This is a genomic window from Kribbella antiqua (genome assembly GCF_004345665.1).
In the GTDB taxonomy this organism is placed as follows: Bacteria; Actinomycetota; Actinomycetes; order Propionibacteriales; family Kribbellaceae; genus Kribbella; species Kribbella antiqua.
On record NZ_SLWR01000003.1, the window covers coordinates 475,871 to 492,239 of the forward strand.

General features: G+C 67.8%; 17 protein-coding genes, 1 tRNA gene and 1 pseudogene. 10 read left to right on the forward strand and 9 right to left on the reverse strand.

Annotation, left to right across the window (positions count from 1 at the left end):
* Window positions 1-46 precede the first annotated feature (46 nt).
* Window positions 47-1,240 carry a pyridoxal phosphate-dependent aminotransferase gene (locus tag EV646_RS11730; RefSeq protein WP_132147447.1) on the reverse strand — a complete coding sequence of 398 codons (1,194 nt, stop codon included), beginning with the start codon at window positions 1,238-1,240 and terminating at the stop codon, window positions 47-49.
* Between the two features lie 404 nt (window positions 1,241-1,644).
* Here EV646_RS11730 and EV646_RS11735 point away from each other — a divergent pair.
* From EV646_RS11735 to rplA, 5 genes are all read left to right on the forward strand, one after another.
* Window positions 1,645-1,717: transfer RNA gene (locus EV646_RS11735), tRNA-Trp, on the forward strand.
* A gap of 55 nt (window positions 1,718-1,772) precedes the next feature.
* Window positions 1,773-2,015: a preprotein translocase subunit SecE gene (gene secE / locus EV646_RS11740; RefSeq protein ID WP_132147450.1), complete on the forward strand. Its 243-nt coding sequence runs from the start codon at window positions 1,773-1,775 to the stop codon at window positions 2,013-2,015.
* A 394-nt stretch (window positions 2,016-2,409) separates the two neighbouring features.
* Window positions 2,410-3,312, forward strand: coding sequence for a transcription termination/antitermination protein NusG (gene nusG, locus EV646_RS40010; protein ID WP_422386709.1), 903 nt, complete (start codon window positions 2,410-2,412; stop codon window positions 3,310-3,312).
* A 12-nt stretch (window positions 3,313-3,324) separates the two neighbouring features.
* Window positions 3,325-3,756 carry a 50S ribosomal protein L11 gene (gene rplK, locus EV646_RS11750; RefSeq protein WP_132147456.1) on the forward strand — a complete coding sequence of 144 codons (432 nt, stop codon included), beginning with the start codon at window positions 3,325-3,327 and terminating at the stop codon, window positions 3,754-3,756.
* 125 nt (window positions 3,757-3,881) lie between these two features.
* Entirely contained in the window at window positions 3,882-4,604 is a 723-nt protein-coding gene (gene rplA, locus EV646_RS11755; protein ID WP_132147459.1) for a 50S ribosomal protein L1, read from the forward strand.
* 100 nt (window positions 4,605-4,704) lie between these two features.
* On the opposite strand, the gene EV646_RS40015 is transcribed toward rplA, so the two are convergent.
* From EV646_RS40015 to EV646_RS40025, 3 genes and pseudogenes are all read right to left on the reverse strand, one after another.
* Window positions 4,705-5,112: an alpha-hydroxy acid oxidase gene (locus EV646_RS40015; RefSeq protein WP_338419250.1), complete on the reverse strand. Its 408-nt coding sequence runs from the start codon at window positions 5,110-5,112 to the stop codon at window positions 4,705-4,707.
* A gap of 128 nt (window positions 5,113-5,240) precedes the next feature.
* Window positions 5,241-5,756, reverse strand: a pseudogene (locus EV646_RS40020) (alpha-hydroxy-acid oxidizing protein); the annotation flags it as partial.
* Between the two features lie 66 nt (window positions 5,757-5,822).
* Window positions 5,823-6,560: a VOC family protein gene (locus tag EV646_RS40025; protein ID WP_132147462.1), complete on the reverse strand. Its 738-nt coding sequence runs from the start codon at window positions 6,558-6,560 to the stop codon at window positions 5,823-5,825.
* A 229-nt stretch (window positions 6,561-6,789) separates the two neighbouring features.
* On the opposite strand from EV646_RS40025, the gene srmL reads away from it, so the two are divergent.
* Window positions 6,790-7,908 (forward strand): PheS-related mystery ligase SrmL, encoded by a 1,119-nt coding sequence (srmL, locus tag EV646_RS11770; RefSeq protein WP_132147465.1) that lies wholly within the window; start codon window positions 6,790-6,792, stop codon window positions 7,906-7,908.
* Here the strand turns inward: srmL and EV646_RS11775 are convergent.
* On the reverse strand, window positions 7,898-8,458 hold the full coding sequence (locus EV646_RS11775; protein ID WP_132147468.1) for a hypothetical protein: 561 nt from the start codon (window positions 8,456-8,458) through the stop codon (window positions 7,898-7,900). The two genes, srmL and EV646_RS11775, sit on opposite strands and share 11 nt — an antisense overlap.
* Before the next feature lie 165 nt (window positions 8,459-8,623).
* On the opposite strand from EV646_RS11775, the gene EV646_RS11780 reads away from it, so the two are divergent.
* The 4 genes from EV646_RS11780 (at window position 8,624) to EV646_RS11795 (ending at window position 12,156) form a co-directional block, all read left to right on the forward strand.
* Window positions 8,624-9,919, forward strand: coding sequence for a sensor histidine kinase (locus tag EV646_RS11780; protein WP_132147471.1), 1,296 nt, complete (start codon window positions 8,624-8,626; stop codon window positions 9,917-9,919).
* 115 nt (window positions 9,920-10,034) lie between these two features.
* Complete coding sequence (locus EV646_RS11785) at window positions 10,035-10,679, forward strand: response regulator transcription factor (protein WP_132147475.1); 645 nt, start codon at window positions 10,035-10,037, stop codon at window positions 10,677-10,679.
* Entirely contained in the window at window positions 10,679-11,389 is a 711-nt protein-coding gene (locus tag EV646_RS11790; RefSeq protein WP_132147478.1) for a DUF4097 family beta strand repeat-containing protein, read from the forward strand. The genes EV646_RS11785 and EV646_RS11790 overlap by 1 nt, the downstream gene beginning before the upstream one ends.
* 71 nt (window positions 11,390-11,460) lie before the next feature.
* Window positions 11,461-12,156, forward strand: coding sequence for a DinB family protein (locus tag EV646_RS11795; RefSeq protein ID WP_199236933.1), 696 nt, complete (start codon window positions 11,461-11,463; stop codon window positions 12,154-12,156).
* A gap of 34 nt (window positions 12,157-12,190) precedes the next feature.
* Here the strand turns inward: EV646_RS11795 and EV646_RS11800 are convergent, their stop codons facing one another.
* The 4 genes from EV646_RS11800 to EV646_RS11815 all read right to left on the reverse strand — a co-directional run bounded on the left by EV646_RS11800 (window position 12,191) and on the right by EV646_RS11815 (window position 16,362).
* Complete coding sequence (locus EV646_RS11800) at window positions 12,191-13,303, reverse strand: cellulase-like family protein (protein WP_132147481.1); 1,113 nt, start codon at window positions 13,301-13,303, stop codon at window positions 12,191-12,193.
* A gap of 14 nt (window positions 13,304-13,317) precedes the next feature.
* Window positions 13,318-14,238 (reverse strand): zinc-dependent alcohol dehydrogenase, encoded by a 921-nt coding sequence (locus EV646_RS11805; protein ID WP_158290947.1) that lies wholly within the window; start codon window positions 14,236-14,238, stop codon window positions 13,318-13,320.
* Window positions 14,239-14,321: 83 nt separating this feature from the next.
* Window positions 14,322-15,506: a mandelate racemase/muconate lactonizing enzyme family protein gene (locus tag EV646_RS11810; RefSeq protein WP_132147488.1), complete on the reverse strand. Its 1,185-nt coding sequence runs from the start codon at window positions 15,504-15,506 to the stop codon at window positions 14,322-14,324.
* Window positions 15,507-15,576: 70 nt separating this feature from the next.
* Entirely contained in the window at window positions 15,577-16,362 is a 786-nt protein-coding gene (locus EV646_RS11815) for a FadR/GntR family transcriptional regulator (RefSeq protein WP_158290948.1), read from the reverse strand.
* Window positions 16,363-16,369 lie beyond the last annotated feature (7 nt).

Sequence of the window (16,369 nt, forward strand, 5' to 3'; positions counted from 1 at the left end):
CCAGAAAACCGAGCCCGCCCAGCAACTGGGCGGGCTCAAGGCACTCTCAGCTCAGCAGCTTGGCGATGCGGCCGACGCCTTCGGCCAGGTCGGCGTCGCCGAGCGCGTAGGACAGCCGCAGATAGCCGGGTGCGCCGAACGCCTCGCCGGGCACAACCGCGACCTCTGCCTCGTCCAGGATGATCTCGGCCAGCTCCGCCGACGAGGCCGGCGTACGCCCGTTGATCTCCTTGCCGAGCACGCCCTTGACCGACGGGTACGCGTAGAACGCGCCGGTCGGCTCCGGGCACTCGATGCCGGGGATCTCGTTCAGCAGCTTCACCATCGTCTGCCGCCGCCGGTCGAACGCCTTCTTCATCTCGTCGACCGCGCTCAGGTCGCCGGTCAGCGCGGCGATCGCGGCCCGCTGGGCGATGTTGCAGACGTTCGAGGTCTGGTGCGACTGCAGGTTGGTGGCGGCCTTGATCACGTCCTTCGGGCCGATCATCCAGCCGACCCGCCAGCCGGTCATCGCGTACGTCTTCGCGACACCGTTCAGTACGACTGTCCTGTCGGCCAGCTCCGGTACGGCGACCGGGATCGACGTCGAGGTGGTGTCGCCGTACGTCAGGTGCTCGTAGATCTCGTCGGTGACCACCCAGATGTCGTGCTCCAGCGCCCAGCGGCCGATCGCCTCGACCGCCTCCGGGCTGTCGACCGCGCCGGTCGGGTTCGACGGGGAGCAGAACAGCAGGGCCTTGGTCTTCTCGGTCCGGGCCGCCTCCAGCTGCTCGACGGTGACCAGGTAGTTCTGCGTCTCGTCCGCGAGTACCTCGACCGGCACACCGCCGGCCAGTTGGATGGCCTCGGGGTACGTCGTCCAGTACGGCGCCGGCAGCAGCACCTCGTCACCAGGGTCGAGGAGCGTCGCGAACGCGTTGTAGACCGCGTGCTTGCCGCCGTTGGTGACGAGCACCTGAGCCGGCTCGACCTCGTAGCCGGAGTCGCGCTTGGTCTTGTCGACAATCGCCTGCTTCAGCTCCGGGAGACCGCCGGCCGGGCTGTACCGGTGGTTCTTCGGATCGCGGGCCGCCTCGACCGCGGCCTCGACGATGTAGTCGGGCGTCGGGAAGTCTGGCTCACCCGCGCCGAACCCGATCACCGGCCGCCCGGCCGCCTTGAGCGCCTTCGCCTTGCTGTCGACCGCCAGTGTCGCCGACTCACTGATGGCACCGATCCGTGCCGAAACCCTGGAACCCATGGTGCCCATCCTGGCACTGCGGGCTCCGGCGGCACACCCGGGGATCGTGGTGGCGGACCGCCAGGCCATCACAATCACGCGATCCGGACGGGTCCAGGCGGGAGCGCCGCCCGCGGGCGGCAGTTGTGATGGCCTGGCGGTCCGCGGACGTGATCCAGGGCACAGGCGGAGTGGGGCGGGTGGGGAGCGTGGGGCGGGGAACACGCGGGGGGTGTGGTCCGTTGGGATCCCGTGGAGGCTGTATGGTTCTGGTCGCGGTGCGGCGCCCGGTTCGGGTCGTGCGCGGTGGGAACCTCAGTTCGACCAGGTGGCTCCGACCCCGTACACTCTTCTAGTCCGGGCGTTGGTGGCCCTGATCCGGCATGCCCGAGATCAGGTCCCGCGCGGCGTCCGGAGGATTGCAGAGGGCACTAGCTCAACTGGCAGAGCATCGGTCTCCAAAACCGAAGGTTGGGGGTTCAAGTCCCTCGTGCCCTGCAAATCCTGACCGGCGCAGGGCCGGTCAGGCCGCCGCTAGCGAAAGAGGTTGGTCGTGACGGAGACGCGCACCCCGGCACCGTCCGGCGCCGGCAAGCCTGCGGAAGGCAAGCAGGGCAATCGCCTGCTGCGCTTCTACCGCCAGGTGGTTGCCGAGCTCCGCAAGGTCGTCTGGCCGACTCGCAAGCAGCTCTCCACCTACTTCGTGGTGGTCCTGACCTTCGTGGTGTTCGTCATCACGATCGTCTCGGTCCTCGACCTCGCCTTCGGCTGGGCGATGTTCAAGATCTTCGGCTGAGGTTCGTAGCCGCCCACGAACGCCGAGCCGGGGGTCCCGGGCCGCGGCCCGACCCGAAGCAGAGACAAGACCCGATGCACAGATGACGGAGTACAACGTGTCCGAGCGCGACGACGAGATCCTCGACTACGAGGACGAGTTCGACGTATCCGCTGACTCCGACGACGAGATCGACCTGGACCTCGACCTCGATCTGGACGACACCGACGACGATGACGACGACCTGTTCGGTGACGACGAGGACGATGACGACGACCCGTTCGTGGACGTCGACGCTGACGATGAGGTCGAGATCGACGACGACGAACTGGACGAAGCCGAGGAGTACTCCGCCGACGACGAGGCCGAGGAAGGTCCCGCCGACGAGGACGACTCCGACGACGAGCCGGTCGTAGTGGTCGCCGCCGCCGACGCCGCGGAGGACGACGAGGTCGTGACCGCGGCCGACGTCGATGAAGCCGCCGACGAACTGGCCGCCGAGACCGCCGAGACGGCGAGCGACGACGTCACCGAGGAAGCGGCGGACGCCGACGAGCTCGTCTTCTCCAGCGCGGACTCCGGTACGGCGACCGACGACGAGGACGAGGCGGACGACGACGCCGACATGGACGCCTTCGCCGCCGCGGCCGCTGCCGCCGAGGCGCAGGCCGCCGACGAGGACGAGGAAGAGGAGCCGGGCGACCCGCTGGAGGAGCTGCGCTCCCGGCTGCGTTCGCAGATCGGCGACTGGTACGTCGTCCACACGTATTCAGGGATGGAGAACCGGGTCAAGGGCAACCTGGAGAACCGGATCAACTCCCTGAACATGGAGGACTACATCTTCGAGATCATCGTGCCGACCGAGGAGGTCGCCGAGATCAAGAACGGGCAGCGCCGGATGGTCAAGCGCACCGTCCTCCCCGGCTACGTGCTGGTCCGGATGGACCTGACCGACGAGTCCTGGTCGACCGTGCGGCACACGCCGTCGGTGACCGGCTTCGTCGGGAACAGCCAGAAGCCCGTCCCGCTCAGCCTCGAAGAGGTGGAGAAGATGCTCGCTCCGGCCGTCGTGGCGGCGGCCGAGGCGGCGGCTGCCGAAGCCGGCGCCGCACCCGCCAAGACCGCGGCCAAGAAGAAGGTCGAGGTCGCCGACTTCGGTGTGGGCGACTCGGTCATGGTGGTCGACGGGCCGTTCGCGACCCTGCACGCCACGATCACGGAGATCAACGCCGACGCCCAGCGGATCAAGGCGCTGGTCGAGATCTTCGGCCGGGAGACCCCGGTGGAACTCAGCTTCAGCCAGATCCAGAAAGTCTAAGGACCCGAAAGAATGCCTCCGAAGAAGAAAATCGCTGCCCTGGTCAAGGTGCAGCTCCAGGCCGGTGCCGCAACGCCGGCACCGCCGGTCGGTACCGCGCTCGGTCCGCACGGCGTCAACATCATGGAGTTCTGCAAGGCGTACAACGCCCAGACGGAGTCCATGCGCGGCAACGTGATTCCGGTCGAGATCACCATCTACGAAGACCGCTCCTTCACCTTCGTCACCAAGACGCCGCCGGCGCCGGAGATGATCAAGAAGGCCGCCGGTCTGCAGAAGGGCTCGGCCGTCCCGCAGCGCGACAAGGTCGGCAAGATCACCAAGGACCAGGTCCGCGAGATCGCCACCACCAAGATGCCGGACCTGAACGCCCGCGACATCGACGCCGCAATGAAGATCATCGAGGGCACCGCGCGCTCGATGGGCGTCACGATCGACGGCTGAGTCCAGCCTTCAGCGGTACGACGTAGGCCGGGGTGACCGGCTGATCGCCGTACCGGCAACAACTTCACGCAGTAGTGGCAGGGCGAAAGCGCCGCCCGGAGACCACACCCCAGAGAGGAACACCCATGGCACAGCGCAGCAAGGCTTACCGCACGATCGCGGAGAAGATTGACTTCGACCACCTGTACACGCCGCTCGAGGCGATCCGGCTGGCCAAGGAGGCCGCCGGCGGCAAGAAGTTCAACTCCACCGTGGACGTCGCGATGCGGCTCGGGGTCGACCCCCGCAAGGCCGACCAGATGGTGCGCGGCACCGTCAACCTTCCGCACGGCACCGGCAAGACGGCACGGGTCCTCGTCTTCGCCACCGGTGAGAAGGCCGAGGCCGCGAAGGCCGCCGGCGCCGACTTCGTCGGCGACGACGACATGATCAAGAAGGTGACCGACGGCTGGCTCGACTTCGACGCCGTCGTCGCCACCCCCGACCTGATGGGCAAGGTCGGCCGCCTCGGCCGCGTCCTCGGCCCGCGCGGTCTGATGCCGAACCCGAAGACCGGCACGGTCACCCCGGACGTCACGAAGGCCGTGACCGACATCAAGGGCGGCAAGATCGAGTTCCGGGTCGACCGGCACGCGAACCTGCACTTCATCATCGGCAAGGCGTCGTTCGACGAGGCCCAGCTGGTGGAGAACTACAGCGCCGCGCTGGAGGAGATTCTGCGGCTGAAGCCCGCCAGCTCGAAGGGCCGGTACATCAAGAAGACCGTCTTCTCGACCACGATGGGTCCGGGCGTCCAGGTTGACCCCAACCTGACCCGCAACCTCCTCGAGGAGTCGGCCGACGCCTGAGTCGGACAAGCACACGCAGGGGCCCTGGTCTTCGGACCGGGGCCCTTCCGTTTGCGCTTTGTCAGGTCAGCCTGGGTGGGCCCGCCCCTGCTAATCGCGCTCAGTCGGTGAAGCGGTGGGTGATGAGGTCGGGGGTCAGGTCTTCGGGGTGGGGGCAGCCGACCAGGCGGAGGCAGTGGTCGAGTTCATCACCGAGGTCGGTGATGAGGCGAGCGACGCCCTCGCTGCTGCCGACGGTCAGAGCCCAGAGTGCCGGCCGGCCGACGAAGACGGCTCGGGCGCCCAACGCCAGTGCGGTCAGGATGTGTTCCCCGCGGCGGATGCCCCCGTCGACGTACACCTCGGTGCTCGTTCCCGCGAGCGCCTCCGCGACCTCCGGCAACGCCTGCGCCGTGGGAATGGAACCGTCGAGCTGACGGCCGCCGTGGTTCGACACGATGACTCCGGCAGCACCTGCGTCCGCACACCGCTTCGCGTCGTCGCTGCGCAGCACGCCCTTGACCACCACGGGCAGCCCGTCCGCTCGGCCAGCCAACCGATCACATCCGGACTCAGGTCATCCGCCTTCGCCAAGTCCTCGTCGACCCATTCACCTTCCGGCAGGTTCGCCAACCACTGTCCCGGCTGCTCCAGGTCCCACACCGTCTGCCCGGTGTCTTCCTTCCGGCCCACCACCGGAGTGTCGACGGTCAACACGACAGCCCGCGCGCCGCCCTCGACGGCGGCATCCAGCATCCGCTTGGTGATCTCGCGGTTCCGCACGATGTAGATCTGCAACCACCACTGCGCACCGGTCGCATCGATGTCGGCGAAGGTCGTACCGGCGTTGCTGGAGATGCCAATCAAGGAGTTCGCCGCGGCCACGCCCTTCGCCATCGCAGCCTCACCACCGGGATCGGCCATCCGGTGCATGGTTGACGGCGCCACCAGCACCGGCACGTCAACCGCCGTACCGAGGACAGTCGTACTCATGTCCACCGCGGAGACGTCATTCAGCACCCGTGGACGGAACCGGTACGCCGACCAGGCAGCAACAGCCTCGCCCACGCTGACCCCGCCGGCCGACCCCTGCCGAAAGTACCGATGCACAGCTTCAGGCAGCTTCTCGGCGGCCGCGGCTTCAAGCGTGTCGATCCATCGCATGCGCCCCATCGTCGCATCCCGCCGGAGCCCACGCGCAGACGATCGCGGCCGATGCGGAGCTCGCGGAGCCCGGCGTCAGAGCGGGGTTAGGACGCAGAACTCGTTGCCCTCTGGGTCGGCCAGGACCGTCCACGGCACATCGCCCTGGCCGACGTCGATGTCGGTAGCGCCGAGGGCCCGCAGCCGGGCCACCTCCGCGGGGTGATCGTCGCCGGGATACGGCCGGAGGTCGAGGTGGACGCGGTTCCAGCCGGTCTTCGGGTCGGGCGTGCGAAGGAACTCGAGATACGGGCCGACACCCTTGGCGGAGCGGAGCACCGCATGCTCGTCGGTGACCTCGTGCACAGTCCAGTCCATCGCCTCGCCCCAGAACCGGGCCATGGCTCGCGGATCCGCGCAGTCGACCACCACCGCGGCCATCGGCCCGGTATCCCGGTAGATCGATCGAGGCTCCAACACGCAGAACTCGTTGCCCTCCGGATCGGCGAGGACCGTCCACGGCACGTCGCCCTGGCCCACGTCGACGGGCGTCGCGCCGAGATCCTGGAGGCGCGCGACCAGCTCCGCCTGATGAGCCGCAGAGGTGGTGGCGAGATCGACGTGCACGCGGTTCTTCACCGTCTTGGGGTCCGGAACGGCAATGATGTCGACGCAGACGGCGACGGGGTCGGGATAGGTGAAGTCCTCAGGTTCGAGGTTGGTCACGCCAGGTCCTTCGCTGTCCACACCCCAGCCGAGCGCCTCCGCCCAGAACCGGCCGAGTGCGGAGTCATCCCGAGCCTTCATCGCAATCTGGACAAGTCGCGTCGCCATGCCGCCGATCCTATGCCCGCCAGGATCAGGAACCGCCCGTCCCCGGCAGGGCCGAATTTGGTGGACTTGGTAGGTATATTGGCTGGTATGACGCAGTATGGGCGGCGATTTCTTCGCCCCGGCCGGCACGACGGTGCCGACGGGGTGAGCTGCTGCTGCGCTCTCTCCTGAGGTGACCGTGGCCGACCGGGGTGTTTCCCCGTCGAAGCCGTCACCTTGGAGAGAAATCATGTCCGTCCTCAGCCTTGAAGAACTGCACGCTGCCCTGTCCCTGCGCGACCTCACCGATCCCGCCGAAGGACCGCACGCGATCCAGCTGATCGTCGATTCCATCCGTACGGCGCTCGGCCGTGCTTGGCCGTACACGGAGATCTGGACCAGGCGCGATCATCCCGTGGTCACGCTCGCCGACAACTACGACAACCTCGGGTACGCGGGAGACGCGGTCACCCGCGAGGCCCGGTACACGCGCTACGCGTCGGAAGGTGAAGTCCTGCGAAGTCACACGTCGGCGATGATCCCGCCGGCGCTGCGCGAGCTGGCCGGCTCCGACTCGTCCGATGTACTGATGATCTGCGCGGGTATCTGTTACCGCCGGGACTCCGTCGACTGGCAGCACACCGGTACGCCGCACCAGCTCGACCTCTGGCGGATCAGCCGAAACGTGACCCTCGGCGAGCCTGAGCTCGAGGAGATGATCGCCCGGCTGGTCGACACGGTCCTGCCAGGTCAGACGTACCGGACGGTCCCGGCGGTCCACCCGTACACGACGCGCGGCCGTCAGATCGACGTACTCCTCGACGACCAGTGGATCGAGATCGGCGAGTGTGGTGTCGCTGCGCCGCATGTCCTCCGCCGAGCCGGTCTCGACCCCAGCTGGACCGGCCTGGCTATGGGGCCCGGCCTCGACCGGCTGCTGATGCTCCGCAAGGGCATCCGCGACATCCGGTTGCTTCGGTCAACCGATCCACGCGTGGCCGAGCAGATGCTGGACCTCTCGCCGTACAAGCCGGTATCCGCGATGCCGCCAGTCCGCCGAGACCTTTCGGTTGTCGTCGACGCCTCGGCTGACGTCTCACCGGAGGTGCTCGGCGACAAGGTCCGCGACGCACTCGGACCCGACGCCGACGCGGCGGAATCCCTCGAGGTCCTCGGCGAGACGCCGTACGTCGACCTGCCGCCGGCCGCTCGTGATCGCCTCCAGCTCACGCCGGGTCAGCGAAACCTGCTGGTCAGGCTGGTCCTCAGGCCGGTTGACCGGACCCTCACCGACGCAGAGGCGAACGCGTTACGCGACAAGGTCTACCGGGCGTTGCATCAAGGGTCTGTACTCGAGCTCATCGGCTAGCCCTCCTCAGCTCACGCGAGGCGAGGAGGAAGGCGCATAGGGCGAGAGGCAGTTCCAGGAGGAGTGCCTCCGCGATCGAGAGCGTGTGGTCGAAGCCGGGCGCTGCTGTGCTGACGTCGAACCAGGCGTCGGCGAGCAGCAGCGTCCCGGCCGCCATTGCCGTCAAGATGGCGCGGCTGTTGCGGGTGTGGAGAAAGTACGCCGTGAGGCCGGCGGCCACCGCCGTCGCACAGTCCAAGCCGACCCACGCGAGTTTCCAGTGGCTGGCCTGATAGGTGCCTGGCAGGGTGGCCGCCAGGATCAGGCACCAGGGGAGAAGCACGGCTGCCACGCCTCCGGCAACAATTGTGGCGAATCCCGCGGGCGAGCGACGTGGACGGATCCTGCCGTCAAGCCGTCCCTCCGCGATGTAGTCGTCGAGGACCTCGGCCACGCGGTCGTCGATCGCGTCGCCGAGCCCACCGTCGAGCCTGTCGACCAAGCCACTGCTCGCATTCCCAGCCATGCCGCCTCCACTCACCGGACCGCCGTACTCGGCGGCTGTCTTCACGTCCTCGAGCATTCCGGCTGCGGACGCCCGGCGCAGTCCGGCCAGCCCACGAATCGGGGGTGGGGATAACCCCCGGTGAGATCGGTGGATGGCCTCATGTCGGCGCCGGCACGGGCCACGTAGGTTTGTTGCCTGCAGCCAAGACGCACCCAGGGAGGTGGCTCGATGAGCAGCGTTGCAAGCCCGGTTCCCCGGGCGCCATGGCGACTCTGGCGGTCGCCGTATCTCTGGCTGGCCACGATCCACCTGCTCGGTGACGCGGTCGTCGTATTCACGTCCGGTGTGCTGGTGCTGCTCGCGGTCGCGGTTGTCATCGTGGGCTTCCCGCTTGCGTACGTCGGTCTCCCGCTGACGGTCTGGGCCAACAGGTGCGTGTACGCCGTGGCCGGGTGGGAGCGGGCGCGGGCGTGGATCACGCGCGGTCAGCTGATACTGCCGCTGCCACCGCCACCACCGACCGGCTCGCGGATCAGGGATGCCCGGGCGGCGCTGTTCGACCATGGACTGTGGCGACAGCTCCTGTACTACGAACTCCTGTTGCCGATGGCAATGACATGGATCGTCGCCATTGTCGTCGCGTGGTCGGTGCCGCCGGTGCTGATCGGGCTTCCGCTGTACTACTCGAAGTTCGCTGCGGGACAGGCCGAGCTCGGGCCGTTCGTGATCGACACGATGACCAGGGCCTGTGTGGCTGCGGTGATCGGCCTCGTCTTCCTGCTGGTGGTGTCGCCGTGGTTGATGCGCACGCTGTCCGCGCTGGACGGGAAGCTGGCGCAGGCGTTGCTAGGCCGGTCGGAGAAGGGCGCGCTGGCAGAGCGGGTCACTCAGCTGGTGACGAGCCGGCAGCAGGTGGTCGACTCGGTTGAGGGCGAGCGGAGACGGATGGAGCGCGACCTGCACGACGGTGCCCAGCAGCGGCTCGTCTCCCTGGCGATGACGCTCGGCCGGGCGAAGAACCGGCTTGGTGACAAAGACCCAGCGGTCCGGACGCTGCTCGACGAAGCGCATGGCGAGGCGTTGCAAGCGATCGCCGACATCCGGGATCTGACGCGAGGACTGCATCCGCCGGTGCTGACGGACCGCGGTCTCGATGCGGCGATCTCGGCGGTGGCGGCCCGGTCTCCGGTGCCGGTTCGGGTGACTGTCGACGTGGAGCAGCGGCCCTCGCTGACGATCGAGTCGATCGCCTACTTCGTCGTCACGGAAGCCCTGACGAACGTGGCCAAGCATGCGGCCGCAGCCCAGGCCGAGGTCCGGATCCGGCGGTACGGCGACGTGCTGCGGGTTGAGGTGGAGGACGACGGGCAGGGAGGCGCGGATCCCGCCCTCGGCAGTGGGTTGCGAGGCTTGTCCGACCGGGTGGCTGGTGTGGACGGGCGGCTCAGGGTGACCAGTCCACCGGGTGGCCCCACCTTGCTGACCGCGGAAGTCCCATGCGGCGGGCCGCGAGGCAGCGCGTGAGTGGTGTTGGGCTTGGGGAGGTGCCGCGGTCGTGGGGTGGTGGTCGCGGAGGTGTTGTGCGGCGGGTCGTTGCTGAGTGCGTGATCGTTTGTGGATTCGAGAAAGAGGTGCAGCCGTGCGGGTGGTGATTGCTGAGGACTCGGTGCTGCTGCGTGAGGGCATTGTGCGGCTGCTCGAGGAGGAGGACTGCACGGTTGTTGCTGCAGTTGGGGACGGGGACGATTTGCTGAAGGCGGTGGGTGAGCATCAGCCGGACGTGTGTGTGGTCGACGTACGGATGCCGCCGACGTTTACCGACGAAGGATTGCGGGCTGCGCTCGTGATTCGCGAGCAGTGGCCGCGGACCGGCGTACTGGTGCTGTCTCAGTACGTCGAGGAACGGTATGCGAGCGAGTTGATCGGCAACAACCCTGGCGGGGTCGGGTACCTGCTCAAGGACCGGGTTGCGGATGTGGATGAGTTCATCGAAGGGCTGCGCCGGGTTGCGGGCGGCGGTGCCGCGCTGGATCCGGAGGTGATCTCGCAACTGCTGGTGCGATCGCGGCGGGAGGACCTGCTCGCCGCGCTGAGTCCTCGGGAGCTGGACGTGCTGCGGGCGATGGCGGAGGGCAAGTCGAACACGGGGATCGCGAAGACGTTGGTGATCGGCGCCGGCGCGGTGGAGAAGCACATCAGCAGCATCTTTCTGAAGTTCAAGCTGCCGCCGGCGGAAGGCGAGCATCGTCGAGTGCTGGCTGTGCTGAAGTTCCTGGGGTTCTGATGGCTTTCAGGACGGGGCTGACGACCGCGCAGCGGCGGATGCTGGTGATCGGACTGGTGCCGTTGCTGCTCTTGGTTGCCGGTGGTGCGGCGGTCGCGGTGGGGTCGATCCGGGGCCACATCGAGTACAACTACTCGCAGACCTTTGCACCGGCGGCGCAGGGCGTGAGCGTTGTGTCGGATGTTCCGGTCAACGTGCGGGCGAGCATGGACGATCGGGTGCATGTGGATGCCGGTGGTTCGTACGCCGTTGCCCAGCCGACGGTGGACGTGTCGACGATCGGTGGGCAATTGGAGGTGCGGGTGTTCTGCTCTGACATTCACTGTGAAGCGGATGTCGCGGTCGCCGTGCCGGGCGGTATTCCCGTGCGGGTCAAGACAGAACACGCGTCGATCGATGTTGTGGGCACAACCGGGCCGCTGACGGTGGACACGTCTGACGGCTCGGTCGATATGGCGCAACTGCGCAGCAAACAGGTCGCGGTGAACTGTCGTCGAGGCTCGATCACCCTCTTCTTCGCCGACGCACCCGACCAGGTCACGGCCAGTTCCACCGACGGGTCGCTGACGGTCCAGGTTCCCCAATCCGCGCGGTACGCCCTCGATGCCGTCGCTACCCAAGGCTCCACCGACCTGGAGATCCCCACCGACCCGTCCGCCTCACGCCACCTCCACCTGAGAACAAGAAACGGCAGCATTACCGTCCACTGAGGTGATCTCACCTACTTCAGTGAATCAAGCCGGAGGCTGGCTTGTCGGTGCTCGGACCTAGTATGCGGAGTATGACGCGGTATGTGGACGAGGATCTGCACGGTGCGGAGTTCCGCGAGTGCGATCTGACCGGGGCACGCCTGATCGGCGTCGTCATGCAGGATGCCGTGATCGATGGGCTCATCACCAACCTCGTGGTGAACGGTGTCGAGGTCACCGAGTACGTCGAGGCAGAGCTCGACCGGCGTCATCCGGTGCGGGTGCTGATCCGCTCCGAGGACCCTGCCGATCTGCGCGAGGCATCGCGTCAGCTCCATGCCGGCTGGGCCGCCACGATCGAGCGAATCCGCCGTACGCCCGGCATCGAGCGCCGCAGCGTGAACGACGAGTGGTCGGCGGTGCAGACGATGCGCCACCTGGTCTTCGTCCACGACTCGTGGTTCCGCCGCTGCTGCCTGGGCTCGACGGAGTTGTTCACGCCGATGGGCATCGGGACGACCGTCGAGCCCTACCGTGGAGCGCACAGGCTTGACCTCTCGCTCGATCCGGCCCTCGACGAGATCGTGAGCGTGCGTGACGCACAGACCGCCGAGCTCGAGGCCTGGCTCGACGAGGTCACCGTGGAGCAGCTCGCAGCGCGAGCGCCGGTGCCGACGACGATGTCTGGCCGCCGTACGCCCGGGGCCGCTCGGTGCGGCAGTGCCTCGGCACGGTGCTCAACGAGACCTTCGAGCACCACGGCTTCTGCGTCCGCGACCTCGACCTGATCGAGGCACAGGACGCTGAGTAGGGCCGGCTACGTCAGGTCGTCGGGAGGGCGGCTTGGTGGATGACCTCGGTGACTTGCTGGTGCCAGGTGACGTCGGACCACATGCCGCGGAATTGGGGGGCGCAGAAGTTGCTGGAGGCGATGGCTGACCAGCGGCCGGTTTGTGCGGCCACCTGGACGCCGAACAGGCCGAGGTCTTTGACCCAGGTCCAGTCGAGGCCGGGCCAGTCCTTCCAGTTGACGATGGACCAGCACTCGGTGGTGATGAGCGGGACGCCGGTGTCGCGGGACCAGGCGGCGGTGTGGTGGATGCTGTCGGCAAGGGCCTGTTGCCAATGCGATGGATCGCGGTTGTACTCGGCCGAAGCGTGCTGGAGTTGGAGGTAGGAGTTGCGGTCGTTGTGGCTCGAGGCGAGGTCGTAGCCGATGCGGTCGTAGAAGTCGCTCGTCTCCAGCGTCGTCATCCAGAGATGCGGCTCCAGCAGGTCGAAGGACTTGAGGTCCTGCTCCGCGAGCGTGGTCAGCTCGGTGGCGAAGGAGAAGCAGTAGTCGAAGTCGGGGTGCTTCGACCGTACGGCGCCAATCGCTTCGTCCATCCACGGTCCGAGGGCCGCCCGGGAGACCGTTTCCGCCGCCACACCGTCGGAGTAGGCGAAGGGATTGAACAGAGAGATCGGCCACTCGTTGGCGAGGTCGACATACAGGATCTGGTCGCCGAGGCCGGCGCCGACGATGGTGTCGAGTGTGGCGATCCAACAGTCGGCCTGCAACATCGGTGTGTTGTAGCGCATCCGGACATCGGCGGTGTCCTCGCGATACCAGGATGAAAGGCCGACCTTGAGGTCGCGATCTCGGCACGCGCCGATGAACTCGATCAGCGCGGAGCGGATCGACTGGACCCGGACCGGTGCCGGCGCACCCCAGTCGTGCTCGGTCCACACCGGGACCAGGTCCCACTCGCGGTCGGGGTCAGTGGCGAGCAAGTGTGGGAAGGCATCGATGCGTACGGCGTCGTATCCGCGCTCGCGGAGCTCGTCCAGTGCGCGGCCCCAGTCCTCGAATCCGCCGCCGATCCAGCGGCGCTCGAGCCAGGAGAAGTCCCACATCGTGATGGCGAGCGGGTGCGTGAGATCGGTCAGTCTCATGACACAGGGCCTTTCTAGGGGGCGACGATGATCTTGAGTAGCTCAGGATCGGACGCGAGCGCATCCAGACCTTCAGCGACGACGCTGTCGAGGTCGATGACCTTGCTGACAAGCGGTTTCGGTTCGAGCACCTCACGGGCGAGCAGCGCGACCGCGGCCGCGACGTCCTCGTCCCACACATGCGCGGCGGATCCCAGGATCCGCTTCTCTCGCAGTACGACGTCCCGGACCGGGAACTGCAGCTGTTCCGCACCCGTCCCCACCAGCACGACAGTCCCGCCCGGCCGAGTCAGCTCAAGAGCGGAGGTGACGGCGGCCTGAGTACCCGCACATTCGACGACCACGTCGTACTGCCCAACCAAGCCGGGAGCAGTGACGAAGTTCGCGCGGGCGGCCAGAGCCCGGCGGTCCGGGGAAGGATCGATGCCGTGGACTTCGACTGCGCCGCTGGCGGCAGCCAACTGGACAACGAGGTTGCCGATGGTGCCGAGACCGACCACGGCGATGCGGGCGCCGGTGAGGTCGCCTGCTTTGCGCAGCGCGCGTACGGCGACGGCCGCGGGCTCGGCGAAGACAGCGACGTTCGGAGATAGGTCATCCGGGATCACGACGCAGGTTGTTGCCTCGGCCAACATGTACTCCGCCAGGCCGCCGTCCCGCTGCAAACCAAGCACGGCTAGCTGAGGGCAAAGCCCAGGTTGATGCCGCAAGCACCACCAGCAAGTCCCACACCCGGCGACCACATCCGGTACGACGCGCGTGCCGACGGCGAGCTCACCACCCGGGCACTCCGCGACGCGGCCGATGATTTCGTGCCCGAGGATCACCGGCGGGCGCGCGTCGATCGGCCCATCCAGGTACTCCTCGAGATCTGTACCGCACAACCCCACCCGCTCCACCTCGACAAGCACCTGCCCCGCCGCAGGAACAGGCACCGCAACCTCCTCCACCCGCAGATCCCGCCGCCCATACCACCGCGCAGCCCGCATGGTCGTGGATGCCATAGCCGCTGGGTTGTTCATAGGCGTGAGCTCTGGACGGCGGCGCCGAGATCGTCCCGCAGGGTGATGCCATGGCCGGGCGTGGTCGGCAGGACGATCTCGCCCGGCGGCATCGAAGGGAGGCCTTCGACCAGATCGGCGTACCAAGTGCGGATGAAGGACCGAGCGGTTTCCTGGACCAAGCCGTTGGGTTGGCTGCAGACGACGTGGGTGGCGACCGCGAGGGAGACCGGGCCGGTGCAGTCGTGCGGCGCGATCGGGACTGTGTAGGCGTCGGCGAGGGATGCGATCTTGACCGCCTCGGTGATGCCGCCCGTCCAGCCGATGTCGAGGGTGGCGATGTCGACGGCGCCGCGCTGGAACAGCGGGAGGAAGCCACGGCGGCCGATGCATGTCTCACCGGTAGCGATCGGTACGTCGATCTCGGCGCGCAGCGACCCCAGCGCATCGACGGCATCCGGACGGAGCGGATCCTCGATCCAGTACGGGCGATACTCGGTCAGCGCACGGGCGATCTTGGCCGCGGCCGTGCGGGTCCAGAGCCCGTGCAGCTCGATCATCAGGTTCATCTCGAACCCGACCTCAGCGCGGATCGCCGCCACGATGTCCAGCCCGGCGGCGAGTGCGCGTTCCGGGATGTCGGTGCCGTTGCTCGCCTCAGCCGCCTCGTCGAACGGCCAGATCTTCATCCCGCGGATGCCCTCGTCCCACAGCTCGCGCGCGAGTCGGGCGGGCTCGTGCAGGAACGCGTAGAGATCCTCATACGCGCCGCCTGAGGTGGGGAGCCCCCAGTTGGCCGAGTTCTGACTGGTCGTCGTACTGACGTAGCGAACGCCGGCGCAGGTGTTGTACGTCGGGATCCGGTCGCGCACCGGGCCACCGAGCAGGCGCGCCAGCGGGAGACCTGTCTGCTTGCCGACGAGGTCCCAGAGGGCGACATCGATCGCGCCGTTGCCGCGTTGCTCGGCGCCGCCGCCCTGATAACCGACGTACGGCGTGAGCATCGTCGCGACGGCTTGCGGGGAAGGGTCATCCAGGCCGAGCAGGAGTGGGGCGACGGTCTCGTGGATGTAGCTCTCGACCGTACGCGCGCCGAAGAAGGACTCGCCGAGCCCGGTCAGCCCGTCGTCGGTGTGCAACCGCACGAAGCACAGGTTGGCCTGGAGCCGGGGACGGATGGTCTCGACCGCTGTCACCTTCACGTTCTGCTCCTTCGGTCAGTCCGGTCTGACCAGGATGGTGATCAACTTCCGGTCAGAGGGTTCTCGGTGCTCAGTCGGTGTTTTCGACCGACGTACTGGCGTTCAGGAGGGCGTCGGCGACTTCGGGCAAGTGGTCGGCGCGGCGGCGCAGGACATCGGCGAGGGGCTGGTCGATGTCGGTGCCGTAGTGGGTTTCGGCCAGGTGCAGGTGTTCGAGCATCGCGGCCCGGGCCCGGTCCGGATCGCGCGCCTCGATCGCGTCGAACACCGTGTGGTGGATCGGCGCACCGGCGTCGCGGACCCGCCGGTCGGTCAGGCTGCGCAGCATGATCCCGTGGGTCAGGTTCCGGATCGAGCCGAACATGATCTGCAGCACCACGTTGCCGGAGGCAACCATGATCGCCTCGTGGAAGGCCAGGTCGAACTCGGCCATCACGGTGACATCCGACGCCGCGTCGAACGAGGCCAGCAGCCGGCGCATCCGCTCCAGCTCCTCGTCGGTCCGGTTCTCCGCGGCGAGTGCGGCCGACTCGCTCTCAAGCATCTGCCGCGCCCGGGCCAGCTGCCGCGCGGTGATCTGCCCGCGCCGCGTCATCAGCTCGGCCGAGGCCGTCCCGTGGGTGGCGTGCAGCTCGCGGACGAAGCTTCCGCGCCCGGGCTGGACGACGATCAGCCCGCGCTCCTGCAGTCGCCGCAACGTCTCCCGGACCGCCGGCCGGCCGATCCGGTACCGCTCGGCGAGCTGCCGCTCCGACTCCAGCTTGGCGCCCGGCTTCCAGACCTGCGCCACGATCGCACCCTCCAGCCGCTCCGCGAGCTGGGCTGCGGTCATGGGGATGTCCGTCGGCTCTGCCACGTTCCCG